12 protein-coding genes and 1 tRNA gene are annotated in these 18,261 nt (G+C 43.5%); 5 read left to right on the forward strand and 8 right to left on the reverse strand.

Annotation, left to right across the window (positions count from 1 at the left end; all coding sequences use genetic code 11):
- Nucleotides 1-183: 183 nt before the first annotated feature.
- From glyS to tusA, 3 genes are all read right to left on the reverse strand, one after another.
- Complete coding sequence (gene glyS, locus H524_RS0105890; RefSeq protein WP_027939557.1) at nucleotides 184-2,250, reverse strand: glycine--tRNA ligase subunit beta; 2,067 nt, start codon at nucleotides 2,248-2,250, stop codon at nucleotides 184-186.
- A gap of 179 nt (nucleotides 2,251-2,429) precedes the next feature.
- Entirely contained in the window at nucleotides 2,430-3,344 is a 915-nt protein-coding gene (gene glyQ, locus H524_RS0105895) for a glycine--tRNA ligase subunit alpha (RefSeq protein WP_027939558.1), read from the reverse strand.
- A 273-nt stretch (nucleotides 3,345-3,617) separates the two neighbouring features.
- On the reverse strand, nucleotides 3,618-3,854 hold the full coding sequence (gene tusA / locus H524_RS0105900) for a sulfurtransferase TusA (protein WP_027939559.1): 237 nt from the start codon (nucleotides 3,852-3,854) through the stop codon (nucleotides 3,618-3,620).
- A 322-nt stretch (nucleotides 3,855-4,176) separates the two neighbouring features.
- Here tusA and H524_RS0105905 point away from each other — a divergent pair.
- The 5 genes from H524_RS0105905 to H524_RS0105925 all read left to right on the forward strand — a co-directional run bounded on the left by H524_RS0105905 (nucleotide 4,177) and on the right by H524_RS0105925 (nucleotide 9,849).
- Nucleotides 4,177-4,252: transfer RNA gene (locus H524_RS0105905), tRNA-Thr, on the forward strand.
- Between the two features lie 640 nt (nucleotides 4,253-4,892).
- A complete protein-coding gene (locus H524_RS17020; RefSeq protein WP_084281676.1) occupies nucleotides 4,893-5,864 on the forward strand; it encodes a trimeric intracellular cation channel family protein in 972 nt (323 codons plus the stop codon).
- 492 nt (nucleotides 5,865-6,356) lie between these two features.
- Nucleotides 6,357-7,409: an OmpA family protein gene (locus H524_RS0105915; protein ID WP_027939560.1), complete on the forward strand. Its 1,053-nt coding sequence runs from the start codon at nucleotides 6,357-6,359 to the stop codon at nucleotides 7,407-7,409.
- 1,279 nt (nucleotides 7,410-8,688) lie between these two features.
- Nucleotides 8,689-9,429 carry a helix-turn-helix transcriptional regulator gene (locus H524_RS14500; RefSeq protein WP_052338936.1) on the forward strand — a complete coding sequence of 247 codons (741 nt, stop codon included), beginning with the start codon at nucleotides 8,689-8,691 and terminating at the stop codon, nucleotides 9,427-9,429.
- Between the two features lie 39 nt (nucleotides 9,430-9,468).
- A complete protein-coding gene (locus H524_RS0105925) occupies nucleotides 9,469-9,849 on the forward strand; it encodes a RidA family protein (RefSeq protein WP_027939561.1) in 381 nt (126 codons plus the stop codon).
- A 299-nt stretch (nucleotides 9,850-10,148) separates the two neighbouring features.
- Here H524_RS0105925 and H524_RS14505 read toward each other — a convergent pair whose 3' ends face one another.
- From H524_RS14505 to gmk, 5 genes are all read right to left on the reverse strand, one after another.
- Nucleotides 10,149-11,330: a CobW family GTP-binding protein gene (locus H524_RS14505; protein ID WP_044121597.1), complete on the reverse strand. Its 1,182-nt coding sequence runs from the start codon at nucleotides 11,328-11,330 to the stop codon at nucleotides 10,149-10,151.
- A 296-nt stretch (nucleotides 11,331-11,626) separates the two neighbouring features.
- Entirely contained in the window at nucleotides 11,627-12,697 is a 1,071-nt protein-coding gene (locus H524_RS0105935; protein ID WP_027939562.1) for an alpha/beta fold hydrolase, read from the reverse strand.
- Between the two features lie 547 nt (nucleotides 12,698-13,244).
- Complete coding sequence (gene spoT, locus H524_RS0105940) at nucleotides 13,245-15,773, reverse strand: bifunctional GTP diphosphokinase/guanosine-3',5'-bis pyrophosphate 3'-pyrophosphohydrolase (protein WP_245580445.1); 2,529 nt, start codon at nucleotides 15,771-15,773, stop codon at nucleotides 13,245-13,247.
- Between the two features lie 777 nt (nucleotides 15,774-16,550).
- Nucleotides 16,551-16,838 (reverse strand): DNA-directed RNA polymerase subunit omega, encoded by a 288-nt coding sequence (rpoZ, locus tag H524_RS0105945; RefSeq protein WP_027939564.1) that lies wholly within the window; start codon nucleotides 16,836-16,838, stop codon nucleotides 16,551-16,553.
- Nucleotides 16,839-17,392: 554 nt separating this feature from the next.
- Nucleotides 17,393-18,121 carry a guanylate kinase gene (gmk, locus tag H524_RS14510; RefSeq protein WP_084281678.1) on the reverse strand — a complete coding sequence of 243 codons (729 nt, stop codon included), beginning with the start codon at nucleotides 18,119-18,121 and terminating at the stop codon, nucleotides 17,393-17,395.
- Nucleotides 18,122-18,261 lie beyond the last annotated feature (140 nt).

Below are 18,261 nucleotides of genomic sequence, written 5' to 3' on the forward strand. Positions count from 1 at the left end.
GGCTGATCTTTTTGGTTAAGGTTTAGTTGTGATTTGAAGCTAGTGAAGCAAAGATAGCAACTAAAGGAATTAATGTTCCACGTGGAACATTTTAGTTTTGGCGTGGAGCAATGGTTTTGGTATATGAAAAAGGCGAGCCTTTGGCTCGCCTTTGTGCGGTCGAATTAGTTATGAACTGCTCTATTAGTAGAGCACAGAGATGTCTGCAGTCTTAGAGAAGAGCAGGCTTAACTGATTGAGGATAGCTAAGCGGTTGTTCTTAACAGCCTCATCCTTGTCGTTAACCATAACCTTCTCGAAGAAGTTATCTACATCATCACGCAGCTCAGCAAGCTTGGTCATAGCCTTGTCGTAGTGGCCTTCGTTGTACAGCTCGTTGATAGCTGGCTCGATAGCGCGGATGTGCTGAACTAACTGCTTCTCAGCCTCATCGCTGAGCAGAGCATCATTGATAGCATCGGTTACGCGACCAGACTTAGACTGGATGTTGTTAACACGCTTGTATGCTGCTGCTAAGTCTTCAGCTTCCTTGAGCTGCTTGAAGTTAACCACAGCCTTAACACGCTTATCAAAGTCGAGCAGTGATACAGGGGAGGTTGAGAGTACAGCCTGGAAGATTTCAGCGCCAATACCCTGATCCTGGTAGTAAGCCTTGAGACGAGCAAAGATGTAGTCGCTTACGTTAGTTGCGGTCTCTTTTGACTTTAACTTGTCGCCGAAGAACTCAACACCCTTGTTGATGATTTCAACGAGGTTAAGGTCGAGCTTATTCTCAATAACGATACGAATTACACCGATGGCAGCACGACGCAGACCGAATGGATCCTTGTCACCCTTTGGCATGAGGTTGATGCCCATAATGCCGATTAAGGTTGCTAACTTCTCAGCTAAGCTTACAGAAATCTGTACTGGACGGGTTGGGATTTGGTCGCCAGCAAAGCGTGGGCAGTACTGCTCAAAGATAGCAGCTGCAACATCCTTATCTTCACCATCAAGCTCAGCGTAATGCATACCCATGATGCCCTGAGTATCAGTGAACTCAGTAACCAGAGTAGATGCAAGGTCGCACTTAGCTAAACGAGCAGCACGCTCACATAAAGCTACATCAGCGCCAACATTAGGAGCGATAGCTGCAGCGATCTTGCCTACTACGGATGAACGGTAAGCGATAGTACCGATATCCTGCTGGTAAACGATAGTTTCAAGACGTGGGTAGAAAGACTCTAAAGACTGCTTGCGATCGGTCTTGAAGAAGAACTCAGCATCAGACAGACGAGGGCGTACTACACGCTCGTTACCAGAGATAAGAGCGGTGGTGTCGCTTGGGTTGATGTTGGATACGAAAGCAAACTTAGGCAGTAATTTGCCGTTCTTGTCGTAGATTGGGAAGTACTTCTGGTCACCCTTCATGGTGTATACCAGAGCCTCAGAAGGAACCTCTAAGAATCTCTCTTCAAATGAAGCTAAGAATACATGTGGGTTCTCAACTAAAGAGGTAACTTCCTCAAGCAGAGCATCATCAAGATCAGCCTCACCGTTTACAGATGCAGCAAGCTTCTCTACCTGAGCTTTGATGTCAGCCTTACGTTCTTCAAAATCAGCGATTACAGCACCCTCATTGCGCAGCTGCTCAACGTAGGTATCTGCATTCTTAATAGTGAGTTCTTGAGAACCCATGAAACGGTGGCCCTTGATGAGGTTGGAGGATTTTACACCTAAGATTTCACCGTCAATGATTTCATCGCCGAACATCATGCACAGAGTGTGTACTGGACGAACGAATTCGTCTTTCTTATCGCCCCAGTGCATGAGCTTAGGGATTGGCAGAGCTGCTAAGGACTTGTCGAACATGTCGCGAACTAAGCTCTTAGTCTCAGTGCCTTGTTTGGTGGTCTTGATATATAACCACTCACCCTTGTCGGTCTTTAAGCGCTGTGCATCTTCAACCTTGATGCCGTTGGCAGCAGCCCAGCCAGAGGCGGCCTTGGTTGGGTTACCGTCAGCGTCGAAAGCAGCCTTGATAGCTGGACCTTTTACCTCAACCTCACGATCAGCCTGCTTTACATCTAAAGCAGAGATGATTAAGCCTAAACGACGTGGAGTGGCGTACCACTTAGAGGCAGAAAAGCCTAAGCCTTCAGTCTGCAGCTGCTTTACAAAATTCTCGTGTAAAGACTCTGCAAGCTTACGCAGAGCCTTTGGAGGTAACTCTTCAGTACCTAATTCTAAAAGTAAGTTTAACTTTTCCATTTTGAACCTGTTATTTACAGGGCAACTAAACAATGTTGAGTGTTAGAGCATCATCCATATTGTTTCTAGCGAGTACTACTCGATGAAAGGCAACACTCATGTTCAGTTGCTGATGCTTTGTTACTATCCTGAGTGCAAGGTAATTTGATTGCCTCAATCAGGAGACCTTTAGGCGGTGATTAGTTACCGCGCTTGCACATAGGGAAGCCAAGATCTTCACGAGATTTGTAGTAGGCTTCAGCAACAGCTTTGGACAAGGTGCGGATGCGCAGAATGTAACGCTGTCTCTCAGTTACGGAGATAGCATGACGGGCATCGAGAAGGTTAAAGCAGTGAGCTGCCTTTAAGATGCGCTCGTAAGCTGGCAGTGGGAGAGGCTTCTCAAGATTTAAGAGGTTGGAGCTCTCTTGTTCCATCTGCTCGAACATCTTGAATAAGAAATCAGTATCAGCATATTCGAAGTTATAAGCAGACTGCTCAACTTCGTTCTGATGATAGATATCGCCGTAGGTAACAACGCCGTTAGCAGTCTTTGCCCAAACTAGGTCGTAAATGGAGTTAACGCCCTGAATGTACATGGCAAGACGCTCTAAACCATAGGTCAGCTCGCCAGTTACTGGGTAGCAAGATAAGCCACCAACCTGCTGGAAGTAAGTAAACTGTGAAACTTCCATGCCGTTGAGCCAAACTTCCCAACCAAGACCCCATGCACCTAAGGTAGGGTTTTCCCAGTTGTCCTCAACGAAGCGGATGTCATTTACGGTTGGGTCAAAGCCAAGCTCCTTTAAGGAACCTAAGTAAAGATCCTGAATGTTATCAGGGGATGGCTTTAAGATAACCTGGAACTGATAGTAGTGTTGTAAACGGTTAGGGTTCTCACCATAACGGCCGTCGGTTGGACGACGTGAAGGCTGAACATAGCAGCAGGAGATTGGCTCTGGGCCTAAGGAACGCAGGAAGGTCATTGGGTGTGAAGTACCTGCACCTACCTCTAAGTCAAAAGGCTGTGCAACCATGCATCCGTGACGCATCCAGTAATCTTGTAAAGTGAAGATCAAACCTTGGAAGGTTTGTAGATCATATGTATTAGACATTGTTAAAGTCCGACCACTAATTTTAAATCTGCCTGTGCCTAGCCTAGCCTAATGTAGGTCAGGTCACCGAAAACGGCATATATTCTATCAGAAAAGCCGCTCAAAAGGGCTTACTAAAGCCAAAGGCGCTCAATGAGCACCTCTATTAAGCAATCTAGTCCTGCTATGTGTCTTAACAGCTACAAATGCATCAATAGTTTAGGCAATGAATCTTTGCCGATTATTCTTCGTAAAATACGATAAATATGAAGTTTTGTATGTGCGCTTAGGTGGTTAACCGCCTTTACGAATCAAATAGCGAGCTGGATGTTCCTCATCAGGCATCGCTACGAGTTCATGATTCATAAACTCGCAGTAGGCTGGAACATCTCTTAAAGAGACAGGGTCTTCAGAAATGAGTTCAATTAGCTGACCTTTTTCACAGCTACGTACACATTTACGTAGCAGCATTAAAGGTTCAGGGCAGGTAAGACCACTACCATCTACGGTTATGACTGATTCGTTTTCCATAACAAAATCCTCAATTAGATTTGTAGGCTAAGTTTAGTACTGTACAACACCCTATGATCTATCGCCAATGCATTTCTATATAGTGATCGGGTCTATGGTTTTGGTGCCTTAGTTTTGAGTGGTATTTGAAATTAAGTAGGCATTGGATATTTTGAGGTTCCAGCTCGAGATTATTATGCACGCACGCGATATATATCGTTATTTTGTGGCTGTACATATGCATAGATTCTTGGGGATGGCTCTTTGCTTGCGAATATGCTGAAAAATTTTTAAGTTCGACTGTTGACGTTTAAAAAGTTATTGCTATAATGGCTGCGGTTTTGCTGGTTTAGCTCAGTTGGTAGAGCACCTGTTTTGTAAACAGGGGGTCGTGGGTTCGAGACCTACAACCAGCACCATCCATAAAGAAGCAGGCTTAAGCCTGTTTTTTTATGTTTGTAATGTTGTATCTAGTAAACATTGCAAAATGCGACAAATAAGCCTTTTGGCGACGTAAGTCGGCGTTTTATTGATGATGTCGCTGTTTATCTTTGTTCTCTTCTTAATCTCACTTCGTATTCACGTCCTCTCTTTAAGCTTTCGCTCATATCAATTGTACTAACCATTTTGAAATAGTGCTTCGTAAAGAAGATCTTGCTTCATGCATAGAGCATATGTGGTCTTTTCAAGAGTAGTGCAGACAGATCGGTTTTTGTGTTTTGTTTGGCATGGTTAGAGATATTGCTGTGGTTATACATATTGCCGTGTATATGATTCCAGATCTCATATTTCACACTTGCCTGATAATTTTGCCCATCATGTGAGGGTCGTCTTAGTAAAGCCACATCAACTAGGTACAATAGCGGCAAAAACCATCAAGAAGACTTGCTCTTTAAGCTTTACATTTTCTAGATGTGTTTGGAAGAGAACAGCTTGTATAAGTGCTGTGGCGGAGTTTTTTGTAGTCTAACTAAGAGTTTTTTTGTCAGTTTTTGCGGCCCTAACAGGTTCTTAGGACAAGATGATGAGCATGCGGCTGCGTACTTCCAGGTTAGTGACATGTTTTTAATCGTTTTGTACATAATTGGTATCACTGCTGAAGGTATCACTGGTGCTTTAGCTGCTGGTAAACGCAAAATGGATCTGTTTGGCGTCATGTTTATTGCCTGCGCTACAGCCATTGGCGGCGGTTCAGTACGTGACATGCTTTTTGGTCACTATCCTTTAACTTGGGTAGCTAATCCACACTATCTATTCATTGTTTGTGCTGCAGCTTTGATTACTACTCGCATGCCTTATTTCTTTAGCCGTTTTGAAAGAACTTTCTTGGTTCTTGATGCATTGGGTTTGGCTGTGTTCTCTGTTATAGGCGCACGCATTGGTATGGAGTACCATGCTAGCGGCTCGATTGCTCTTATCGGCGCAGTAGTTACCGGCGTATTTGGCGGTATCTTACGAGATATCTTTTGCGCCCGTATCCCTCTAGTCTTTCAAAAAGAACTCTACGCAAGTATTTCATTGCTCATTGGCGTAATGTTTGTAGCCATAGACTTCATTTCAGACAGGTTCTTCTATATCAATGAAAACGTTAACATCATCATCTGTCTGGTTTCTGGATTTATTACCCGTCTAATCGCAATTCGCTACCATCTTGCTCTACCCGTATTTAGCTTTCTGCCTCAAGATGAAGTTGCTGAACAAAAAGCCAAGATTGCTGGCAAGGCCGTAGTGCATGCTGTAGACGGTAAGGGCTCACAGGGGACTTCACGTATTGAAGTCAATTCTTCTAATGGAGCAGAGAGTGACGCTCAAGTAGCTGCAGATGCTAGTTCCAAGATGGTAGCTAACGCTACAAATGCTAGTTCAAAGACGATAGCAAGCGCTAATAACGCAGCTGATGCACATGGACAAGAGGCAGAAACATCAAGTTTAGAGGATGATAAAGCATCAGATGAGTTTGCTAGGCTCGATGTAAAAGAGGCAAGATCAGCAAAAGGCCGTGATCTTAAAGAAGAGGGTAAAGATCGCTAAGATCTATGTGATTCAAGATTTAGCTAAGATTGGCCTTAGATTGTGCTGTTATAATGAAAGTAAATGAGATATAGAGTGTTTTGAAATAGCACAGTTCCTTGCACTCTTATTAGTGCTGTTCATCAAGCGAAATTACTTGCAAAACACTTATAGATGTAAATAATATAGCTTGTAAAGGCCATGGAGCCCGAAAAAATCCGTTTTTGTATATGTCTGAGATCCCTGTTTAGCCTAAGGTGGCTACGCTGTCGGATGCCGAAATACTAAGTGTCTTTACTACTGATGTAGAAGCAAATGTTCAGACACAATCACGGTCTGCAAAAGAGGACTTTTGCAGCGACTTCAAGCTATTTAGAGTTACGAGTAAGTGGTAGCCTCTTTGTTTGCTATCACTCTCTTAGGACCTTTACCTGGAAAACCATTTCCGTAGGGTTTTATCACTGATTTTCAGTACAGGTAGTGTGTCTTTACCTTTGCGGGGGATCAAAAATCATGAAGAAGAATTTCTTATCTTTATCTGTTGCTGCTGCTTTATTAGCAGCTGCTGGTACCGCAAGTGCTGCTGTTGGCAACACTGGTTACATTGGTGTTCAGGCTGGCTACGTAAATGCTGACTGGGATACCCCATCAGCTGGTGACATCTACCAGTCAAACAACACTGACGGCTTTGCACCTGGTATCTACGCTGGTTACAACTTCACCCCATGGTTCGGCCTTGAGGGCGGTTACAAGCACATCAATGGTATCAAGGCTCAGCGCGTTGGCACCACTGAGTACAAGGATGTAAACGTACACGGCCCAGAGCTGGCTGTTCGTTTCGCTTTCCCATTAAACGAGACTGGCGCTGACATCTTCTTACGTGGCGGCGGTATGTACGCTATGGGTTCAGGCAGCGACAGCAAGTTTGCTCCATTAGTAGGTGTTGGCGTTTCTGTTGACCTCTCCCCAAGCCTTGACGTGCGTGTTGGCTACGATCGTTACTTTGACGTATACGACAATAAGGCAGACACCACCGGTATCGGCTTCGATATGGACATGGCTTACATCGGTCTGAACTACGTTTGGGGCCGTTCCGCTCCTGCAGCAGCTCCTGCAGAAGCTCCTAAGGTTGAAGAGACTGTAACCAATACCGTTACTAACACCTACACCTTAGACGCTAACACCCTCTTTACCTTCGACTCAAGCAAGGTAAGCCCTGAGGGTAAGGATGCTGTTGCTCAGGTTGTTACCGCTGCTAACGAGAGCAAGCTTGCTGACGCTCAGTACGTTGTAACTGGCCACACTGATCGTATCGGTCGTGCAGCTTACAACCAGAAGTTATCTGAGCAGCGTGCTAAGGCTGTTGCTGACGAGTTAGTTGCTTTAGGCGTACCAGCTCAGGCTATCGTTTCTAATGGTGTTGGTTCTTCAGAGCCTGTAACTGGCACTGAGTGTGATGGCTTATCACGTAACGAGCTCATCAAGTGCTTATCACCAGATCGTCGCGTTGTTGTTAACGTAACTGGTTCTAACACCACCACTGAGACCACCACTGTAGTTAAGTAATCTACTTGCTACTATCTCAGTTAGGCAGCAGTGATTGTTCGTTGTTGCCTTAAAAAAGACCCCTACAGCCCTCGTGGTTGCAGGGGTTTTTTATTGCCCAATATTTACTTTGATTGCAATTTGCTATTTTCAAGGGAGTGGTGGTCCAAGCTTCGAAGCCCAGATCTGCATTTTCTAACCCTGTCTGAGGCGCTACTTCATCCCTTCAAAAGACACTCTATAGGATGGCTGCTAACTTTATAAAAGCCTCCATATTTGTAGTGCAGTTTAAGTGTTATTTGGGTATGTTGGTGGGTGTTTGGCATGTTATCTAACCCTATACCATAGGGTGTCTTGACCCTCTTTGCCACCCTCTCTAGCACCCTATGAAAAAGGCATATTTATGTCATTTTGACCCGTGTGAAGGAGGGTGGTGAACGTATATTTAGATCATCTTTTGTGAAAGGTGTTATGTATTTATTTGGGCTTTGCCTTACGATGGATAAACTTCTCTAGAATTTTGATTATATCTACTCTAGAACTGCTGGTGACCTTCTAATTTGGTGAGTTATGTGGTGGTCTTGTTGGTAGAGTTGGAGTGTGGGAGTGGCGGCTTGTAGTCTTTTCTAGTTTGCTAAATAATTAAGAATAATAATTTGATCGGTAGAAAATATCATCAAGTAGCGATCTTGCTAGACTTTAATGGGGTCTAAGGGGCTTATTTGTTGGTTTTGGTTTATGTCTCGATCAAATTTACGATCGTAAGATTTATCGAGTTTTAGAGCAGCTTGAGAGGGTATGAGCGAGCCGTTTAGCTGTATGTAAGCCATTGTAATGTTTAATAGGCTACTAGATGGTTTTTAATTAACTATTTTCGCTCAAAATTACTGTATAAAAATTTGTATTAAAACTAATTTAGCTCAAATTTTTAGGGATCAAAAATTCCATTAAAAGTTGAGTTAAATTTTAGTTGGCCAAATCGCGCAACACTAGGCTGCATCTGATCTTATGCGCATTTGACTATATGCAAAAATGTAAATTATATTGTGATTTGGCTCAATTATATTTGAGTGAACTCACATATACATACATCCTATGAACTTTTGCAGCCTAATCTAGGTATAGTTATCTCGTAGTAGTGGCAATCACAAACATCAACTAGCGCGAAGCTCTTGTGTACTTAGGGCCTGAACAACTCTATCTAAAATTCAACCTAGTACATGATAGGACTAACATAGTATTGCTGTTATGTTAACTTAGTTAAAAAAGAGCGTAAGTTGCGGTCTTTGGAGTATCACAAATGAGTAAAGGTAATGAAATAATCCTCAATCAATACAAGTTGATTGTAGATATGCTCGGACAGATCTTCAGAGACAGTGTAGAAGTTGTGCTGCATTCGCTGCACAATTTAGAAAAATCAATTATTTACATTCATAACGGCGAGAAAACTGGTCGCGCAATTGGTTCTCCAGTTACCGATAAGGCTTTAAGAATTATTGAAGAGTTCGAGAGAACCGGTAAGACCTCCTATGGGCCTTATAGAACCATTTCTCGCGACGGTCATGAGATGAAGTCTATTACCAATGTCATCACCAACCCTAAGGGTAAGGCCATTGGTTTACTGTGCATTAACGTAGACCTGCAAACACCAATGCGCAGAGCCTACAATCTCATGTTCAACGACTTTGAGTCTATCGATGCAGGTAAAGGCAATCACGAGTACTTTGCTACTGACTTAAATGATCTGTTAACCAACTCGGTAAATAAGATCCGTGACGAGGTAATGGCAGACGATCAGATTAATCAGCGTCAAAAGAACAAGGTGATTATCAGTAAGTTAAATGATGCTGGATTATTCAACTTACGTAATTCAGTTCAGATCATTTCAGAGTTATTGGGCGTCTCTCGTGATGCAATTTACTTGCATTTAAGAACAATAAAGAAGAATCAGTCACAAAATGAACTTAATAGTACTGAAAATGGTGCTGTTGAAGATGACTTTTTAGGCTATGATGATTTTGATGAGGTAGACGAAAAGTAGTTTTAAACGCACAAGGTGTTGCACCTGTTAAGGAGTTTTATGTCAACCAAGTTCAAGCCTGTAAAATCTGATAAGGCCCCGCCAGCTATTGGTCCTTATAGCTGTGCTTTAGACGCTAATGGAACTATATACCTTTCAGGTCAACTTCCTATTGATGAAAATGGCTCCATGCCGGAGACTGTTATTGAGCAAGCTGCCCGCTGTTTAATTAACATTAAGCATCTTTTAGAAGCTGCAGGTCTGCACATGGATAACGTGGTTAAGACCACGGTTTTCATCACTAATATGGACGATTTTGATACCGTTAACAGCGTTTATAAGCGTTACTTCATTCAGCCTTATCCAGCACGCTGCTGTGTAGAAGTAAGCCGTTTACCAAAAGGTGCAAAGGTGCTTATCGATTGCACCGCAGTGCGCTAATCAAAGATTACCAATAATGCTATAGCAACTTGGCTGTAGCGTAGCTAAGGCTCTTTTGAGCCCGTCCATGCCTACTTAAATGTTAGGCAGGTGGTGAAGGCAAGTTTCTTTAATGTGTGATTAAAAAAACGCGCTATCCTCGAAAGAGCATAGCGCGTTTTTTTTGCCTAGTGCGGCTTAGGCCGCACATAGAGCTAGACTGTTTGGCTGCATATAGAGCAGAACTGTTTGGCCACACATAGAGCAAGCCTGTTAGGGCGCTCATAGAGCTCTAGTAGCGGCTAAACGAGGCCTGTAGTCTACTTGTCAGAATAGGTATCGCTTAAGTCGATTTCCTCTTCAACATAGCCACTGTCAGCAGCATTGATGATCTGACGGTAGTAGTCGATAGTGGACTCATCAGGATTGTCTATAGCCTGAGTGAAGATGTGTTTGATCTGCTCAATCACGGTAGCACGTACGATGAATACGAGCTTAGAGGTCTTCTTACCCTCTGGCCATGAATCAAGCTGAGCCACTGGATAGAGCTGACCTTGTACACCGTGGATAATGACAGGCTTATCCTGGCCTTCGATATCTAAGATACCCTTAAGACGCAGAATAGAGTCGCCATACTGTTGCTGCACTAAGTTAACAGCAGCAAGTAAAGTCAGTGAGTTAATAGGCTTATCACGTTCGATAGCAAAACTTTCGATATTGGTGTGAGCAATGATCTTTGGCTTAGCAACAGCGGCATCAAATTTAGCCTCAGCAGGACGAATTGGGGAGGCTAAATTGGAACCTGGAGCAGGTGCCTTAATGTCGAGCCAAGCTTTGACCTCGGATGCATCCTTGTTTTCAAAAGCCTTGTACGGGCCAATTTCGTGGATGATCTTAGGGGTAATGTGGCCCTTAATCATAGGGTGGATTGGGGCAGAACCATTGATAGAGCGTGCTACCTCACTAATAGCCTCAATCTCATCGGCATCGATAAGGTCAGTCTTAGAGACTAAAATGATATCTGCAAGCGCAATCTGCTTTACTGCTTCATACTGCTTTTGCAGCTGCTCACGAACAAACTGACCATCAAGCACGGTGATAGTACCGTCGTAGCGGAAAGTCTCCATGCAGAACTCATCGTTATTGATGGTGCCGATTACACCTGATGGATCGGCAAGACCGGTAGTTTCAATCAGAACACGATTGAACTTTGGAATATCACCTTCTTGAGCCTTGATGAAGTTAGTAGCTAAGGACTGAACTAATTCACCTTGTAAGGTGCAGCAAATACAGCCAGAACCAAGCAGTACAACGGTATCGTCGACAGCCTGTACGAGCTCGTGGTCTAAGCCAACGTCGCCAAATTCATTGATGAGCACTAAAGTGTCTTTAAACTCTTCGGTGTTGACCCATTGGTTTAGCAGGGTGGTTTTACCGCTACCAAGGAAACCGGTGATGATGTTTACAGGGATTCTGTTATCAACTTCTATTGTATCTGACATGTCGTATCTCCGGTTATGGGTATTGAGGTCTAAGCACGATAGCTGCTTTTCCTAAAGAGCTGATTATATCAGCAAGCTTAGGTTTGCCTATTTGCACAAAGGGACAAAAGTTATCGTATGTGCACAGCAACTAAAGTTATCGTCACCGATTAGATTGTACTCTCAAACAAATAAAAAGGCCTGAAAATATCACTTTCAGGCCTTTTTTAAAAGGGTTGCTAGCTCGTAGAGGCTCTATTGCAAGCAAGCTAGAGCAATTAACAGCAAAATAGTATTAAGACTAGCTATCAAGGTAGCTAAGACTCAATCGGAGCGTCTAAAGGCTCTGATTGAGTATGTGCCATTAAGGCCTCTGCATCAGGCTCAGTTGTGCCATTGAACAGGAAGTTTAAAGCCTTAATCAAGGATGGGTTACGGTAGTTATCTGCCTCATTCAGGATGTCGTGGTAAGCATGAGGGATGATCTCAAACTTAGGTGGTACACGATCATTCTTATGATGCTCGCAGAACTCCTTAGCTGCAGTAGTAGAAACAACCATATCTGCGCCAGCTGACATGCACAGAGTTGGGAAATCAAAGTTGCACTTGATGCGGTTTAAACGCAGCTGAGCTTGCATACAGCAACGGACAAACTTGTAGGTAGGTCCTGCAAGAGCTAACTCTGGGTTTTTGACATAGTAGTCATGATAGATCTTGTAGCGTAATTGGCTGTGAGAGTGAATGTTCTCTTCAAAAGGAATACGCTCATACTCTTTGCCAAAAGTAGTGTAGGACAGAGCAAAAGGTCTGAAGTTACACAGGGTCTTTAAGATAGGATAGACCACCTTTGGAGGCAGTAAGAAGTTGATGCCGAGGAAAGGAGCAATCAGTACTAAAGACTTTGGCTTGTGTGGATAATTGGTATTGAAGCAGAACTCAAGAGCAATCAGACCACCTAAAGAGAAGCCTAAAAGCTTGAAGTTAGGGCCTACGTCTAAGTAGCTCAAGATATTCTCAAAGTCCGCACGGTAGTGTAAGAAGCGCTCGACATGGCATTTGTTGGAGTCATAGAGCACTGGAGTAGACTTACCTTGACCACGTACAAAAGCCACGATCACGCGGATACCAGTATCCTTGAGGCTGTATAAGAGCTCAGCATATTTATGCTCGCTTTCAGCACGTCCTGCAATGATAACTAAGGTATTAGAAGAATCATCGGCAGATACGCCGCTAGTACCTTCAGGAGCAGGGAGCTCGATGGCACTTAAGAAGAGATTACCTGATGCATGGATTCTGTGATGCTTGATATCAGTCTCATAAAACTTCTCGATCTCTGAGAGGTTTTCGGATAAAAAAGCTTCACTGCCAATGTTTTGAAAATTGATCATGGTCCCTCTCCTCGTTAAGTCCTGAGAACACGTCCCTTGCGACCATGGCGATGAATCCATGGACGCTGTCGTGCATACGAGCAACTGCAGATTATATAAGCACGATCTTTTATAAAAAAGATAGTGTGGTAACGAAGCGATCTGCATTGCTGCAACAACTAAAAATAGCTTAAGGTGTAAGCATGCATCAGTTGCATGAGCTTACATCATCTAATGTAATGCAAAATGCACAATTGCGCTATAGCAATAGGCATGATCTAGCAAAGAAATAGCAAAAGCTAAGCCCTGTTCACATACATTAGAGCAAAAGATAAACCCACGGCCGCGATCTTTAGGCTTAAAAGCAATCACTATATCGAATTGATCGTTCTTTTATCTTTTACAAAGCAATGATCTTAACTAAGGAAGTTAGCAGCGCTGTATGGCTGCAGCGATACAGCTGCAGCTAAGTTCCTGCAGCTAGAGTGCTACAGCTAAGTACCTGTAGCTGTGGTGCTGCAGCTAAGTATCTGTAGCTGTGGTGCTGCAGCGAGGATATAAGGGGGTATTAGCGGCGACGGGCGATCTTCTTGATGTTAGGTACGGTCTTGATGCGGCGCATGATGCCAGCAAGGTGTAAACGATCGCGTACGGTAACAGTGAGATTGATAAGGTAGGTGCCGTCGTCCTTAGTCTCGGAGTTAATGGCATCAATCTGTGATCCTGCAATATCTACAGCATTTGAGATCTCGCTTAAGATGCCTTGGCGGTTTTCAAGCTCAATACGCAGACCGGTTTGGAAGTCGAGGTTAGCGGTAACCACGGTATCCCATTCAACCTTGATGAACTTCTCAGGATCCTTGTTTGCATCACGTACGTTAGAGCAATTGGCATTATGGATCACGAGGCCCTTTGCAGTAATGTGGCCAATGATCTCATCACCAGGAATAGGCATACAGCACTGAGCAAAGGTATATGGAAGACCTCCAGTACCTAAGATTGGCTTGCCGCTATCGGAGTCAGATTGATCTGACTTGAACTTATTGGCTACAACCACCGCAAGGATGTTACCTAAAGCCACATCAATAAGAAGGCTGTTGAGATCTGGCTGCTTGAATTCTTTAAGAACTACATTCATTACCTCTTGAGGAATATCATCTAAATGCACATCCTTAAGCACATTCTGCATGAGACGACGACCAATCAGGACACACTCTTGGCGCTTGAGTCCCTTTAAGTACTGTCTGATCTTTGAGCGGGCGCGAGGGGTCACTACAGAAGTGAGCCACATAGCACTAGGCTCAGCATTTTGTGAGGTAATGATCTCTACAGACTGACCAGATTGCAGCGGACGGCTCAGTGGGAACATACGATGGTTGACGCGAGCACCGATACAGTGCTGGCCAATGTCGGTATGCAGTGCGTAGGCAAAGTCCACTGGAGTTGAGCCGGCTGGCAGATCGAAAATCTTGCCATCTGGAGTAAAGACGAAGATGGAGTCTGGGAAGAGGTCTGTCTTAACCGCTTCAATAAACTCCATGGAGTTAGAGGCGCTTTGCTGCAGATCAATGATGTTTTTAATCCACTGCTGAGCATTCTTTTGCGCTGTAGTAGAAGTAGGTTCGGAGCCGTTTTCTTTATATGACCAGTGAGCTGCTACGCCTCGTGCTGCCATCTGATCCATAAATTCAGTACGGATCTGAATTTCGATAGGCACACCATGAGGACCGACTAAGGAGGTGTGCAGTGACTGATAGCCATTGATCTTTGGAATGGCAATATAGTCTTTAAAACCTGAAGGGCGTGGCTTATACAGATTATGCATCTGACCTAAGACGCGGTAACAAGTATCTACATCCTTTAAGATGACGCGGAATGCATAGACGTCCATGATCTCACGGAACTGCAGCTCCTTTTTCACCATCTTCTTGTAAATGGAGTAGATACGCTTTTCACGTCCTAAGACTCGAGCCTCAATACCAACTTCGTTAAGACGCTTGTTGATAGACTCAAGGATATTGTTGATAACTTCCTTTCTATTGTTACGAGCTCTGGTTACAGCGGCTTTAAGCACGCGGTAACGCATTGGATATAAAGCAGCAATACCAAGCTCTTCAAGCTCGATCTTGATATCTGAAATACCCAGACGATTAGCAATAGGGGCAAAAATCTCTAAGGTTTCACGCGCAATACGCTTGCGCTTATCTGGACGCAGAGAACCAAGGGTTCTCATATTGTGGGTACGGTCAGCCAGTTTGATCAAGATGACACGAATATCTCGAGTCATCGCGAGGATCATCTTTCTAAAGTTCTCAACTTGGGCTTCACGATAGTCATGGAAGCGCAGTTTATCGAGCTTAGTTACACCGTTTACCAGATCTTCAACCACATCACCAAACTCACGTTTGATGTCCTCTGGAGTAACGCATGTATCCTCAACGGTATCGTGTAATAAGGCCGCTGCAATGGACTCTTTATCTAAGTGCATTTGCGCAATGATTGTTGCTACAGCGATCGGGTGAATAATGTAAGGTTCACCTGAGGCACGCTTTTGTGGGGCGTGTGCCTTATCTGCAATCACGAAAGCCTTATCTACCATTTCCATAGCTTCGGCTGATAGATAAGAGGATGCAAGATTATGCAAAGGAAGATAGTAATGGAAGTTTACAGAGGCAACAGCATCAGCACTTGGCTCAGCAGGGATATGGTTAACCTGATTGGCCATGTCCTGAGCGATCTGCTCAGAGAGCTCCATGCTTTCGTTAAAGCCACCATTATCACGGGCATTAACGCTCATAGAGTTGAGCTTGCCTTGCTTTTTAAGCGGGACGATGTTGTCGATATCAACATCGACAGAATCTTGTAAATCAGAGGCAGTAGTGCCTAAGAATGCTTGATGCAATAATGCAGTTGGACTAGTGGCAGTAATGGCAGTGCTTACAGGGCCAGTGCTGACTACAGATAATGAGCCAGTCATGGTATTACGGCCTGTAGGAGAGGTGTTAGTACGTAACATACCCTCTACAGATGCCTTGCTGTCTGACGATGCGGCAAGGGGAGCTGAATGTGAAGATTGCATATCAGTCTTGCTATCCATATATTCTCCTTACCAAAGCCGACAAGTTGCCTGAAGATCCTGATACTAAGTTACGTAAACACTAGCTAAGAGAAAGTAGCAACGATGAGCTTTAAAGCATATGAATCTAAGCTTTAGTTGCAAGGCATTAAGATTAAGTGTTTTACGTATGTAATGAGGTCGTTGTCACCACCATAGCTTATGACCATCAAGATCCTTAGATGGGTATAAGATATAAACTAATGATCGTGGGTGTGTTAACACTATATGACATTCAAGTGTACTACAAAAACAGATGACAATGGCTTTGCAATGTCCCGTTTTGGATTTCACAACCTCTCAAAACGAAAAAAACCGATACTCAATGTGTTTAACATCAAGTAAATCGGTTCTTTTTTAAAACATCACCGCAGTGAAACATAAGGCATCTAACATCGAAAACTACATGTTTTCTTATGCATAGATCCTTAATAGTTTGCACTTGGCTTAGAAAGTATCACTGAAAAAGATACGCATCTACTCTGTTCAGAGCTCTTATGATCTTTGCACCATCGCAATGCTGTCATACAAGAAAAATGCGCTTAAGCATTTTGCTATTGTCAGACAAGTTAGCTCTAAACACCATTTAGATGTTTAAGCCTTCACTCATTTAATAAGCTTACTTGTATAGAGCCATAAGCTCATTTACATGAGCACAGCTGTGATCTTGCAGTGATAAAAATAGGCTTGAGGATAAAGTTAGCTACTTTAGAAGTTCACTAGCAGTAAAAAACAAGCCTATCAATAAAGCATTAATGCTTAGTTGAACATCTCAACGCCGTCGATAGGAGCGAACTCGTTATCAGCAGGTAAAACGCTGCTATCACGCATGAAGTCCTTACGATCCTGCTTGTCGAGGAAGTCCTCAGAGATTAAGCCAGCCTCGATCTCGCGCAGAGCGATAACGGTAGGCTTATCCTTTTCCTCATCTACTAAAGGCTTGCTGCCGTTCATTGAAATCTGACGAGCACGACGTGCAGCAATGAGAACTAAGTCAAAGCGGTTGCCAACTTTAGCCACAGCATCTTCAACTGTAACTCTAGCCATGATGATTACCTCAACTGATGCGTCTAATCGCAATGATCAGACAGTGAATCAACAAAAATCTTTTAGTGCCAATGCTCTACGTTAAGCTGCTAAGGGCAACTGAAAACTCATCAAATCGATATATCAAGGAGCATGCATAGGCGCATGTACTGCACGTAATGAGTATCGTAGATCGGGCACACAGTGCCTTGTTGGGCTAGCTTAATAAGCTAGGTGAGAGACAAAAGCTAAGTGCTTTTGATCTTCAAGGCATAAACTGCAACGAGCGGTTTTTCCTATGGCTAATCAGCTTAAAAAACCGTAGTGGGCCTATGTTCTCTAATGCAGTTATATGAATTCTGGGTATTAACGCATATAGCGTGCTAAGTGCATATTAATCACTATTATGCACAAAGCTCTCTATTCTAACAAAAATTCTACCTAAAAGTGCATTACTGATGCGATCAGATCATGGTCCATAGCGATCTTATCGTAAGGGCACATTAAATACAGCACCTTGAAACACGAAAGACCATAGCTATGGGCATAAAAGAGCAAGAACTTGCTCTTTGTTATTACTTGCTAGTAGCTTCTTTCTCGGCAGCCTCAGCCTTAGCCTTGGCAAAAGCTTCTTGGAATGCGCTAGCACAAGGCATCCAAGCTGCTTCGTATTCTTGTTCCTGACGCTTCATATCTTCAAAGAGCTCTTTATTGTTAGTCTGAACATTGTTAAGGCTGCAACGCTTGCTCAGAATAATGCTGCGCAGATTGATTAAGCTCTCATCAAAGTCATCATTGATGATTACGTAGTCGTACTCATCATAATGAGAGATCTCTGACATGGCCTTAGCCATACGCTTACGAATCACCTCAGGAGTATCCTGACCGCGCTTAATAAGACGCTCTTGTAAGGTGTTTAATGATGGCGGCATGATAAAGATCTTAACTGCCTGAGGCATCTGCTCTTTGATAAGACGGGCTCCCTGCCAGTCGATGTCAAAGAACACGTCCTTTCCATCATTGATCCAATCCATCACGATTTCTTTGGAGGTGCCGTAGTAGTTATCAAACACCTTAGCATGCTCAAAGAAAGCACCGCGATCAATGAGGGATTCAAATTCCTCTACGGATACAAAGTGATAGCTCTCATGATCAACCTCACCTGGGCGTGGTTCACGGGTAGTGTGAGAGATGGACAGACGCATTGAGTCGTCAGTATTGAACTTCTTTAACAGAGCATTGATAAGAGAAGACTTACCAGCACCGCTTGGAGCGGATACGATGAAGAGAGTTCCTTGTGCCATAACGTTACATCCAAGATAGGAATTAAGAAACAAAAGAGCGGTTATAAAAATAGCTTTAGTGTAGCTAAGATTGCTCTTTAATGAGTAGCAATTGTTTTTAAGATGCATGCTTATTGAGCATGCACTTGTAAGCTAGCAGC

It is taken from the genome of Anaerobiospirillum succiniciproducens DSM 6400 (assembly GCF_000482845.1).
In the GTDB taxonomy this organism is placed as follows: Bacteria; Pseudomonadota; Gammaproteobacteria; order Enterobacterales; family Succinivibrionaceae; genus Anaerobiospirillum; species Anaerobiospirillum succiniciproducens.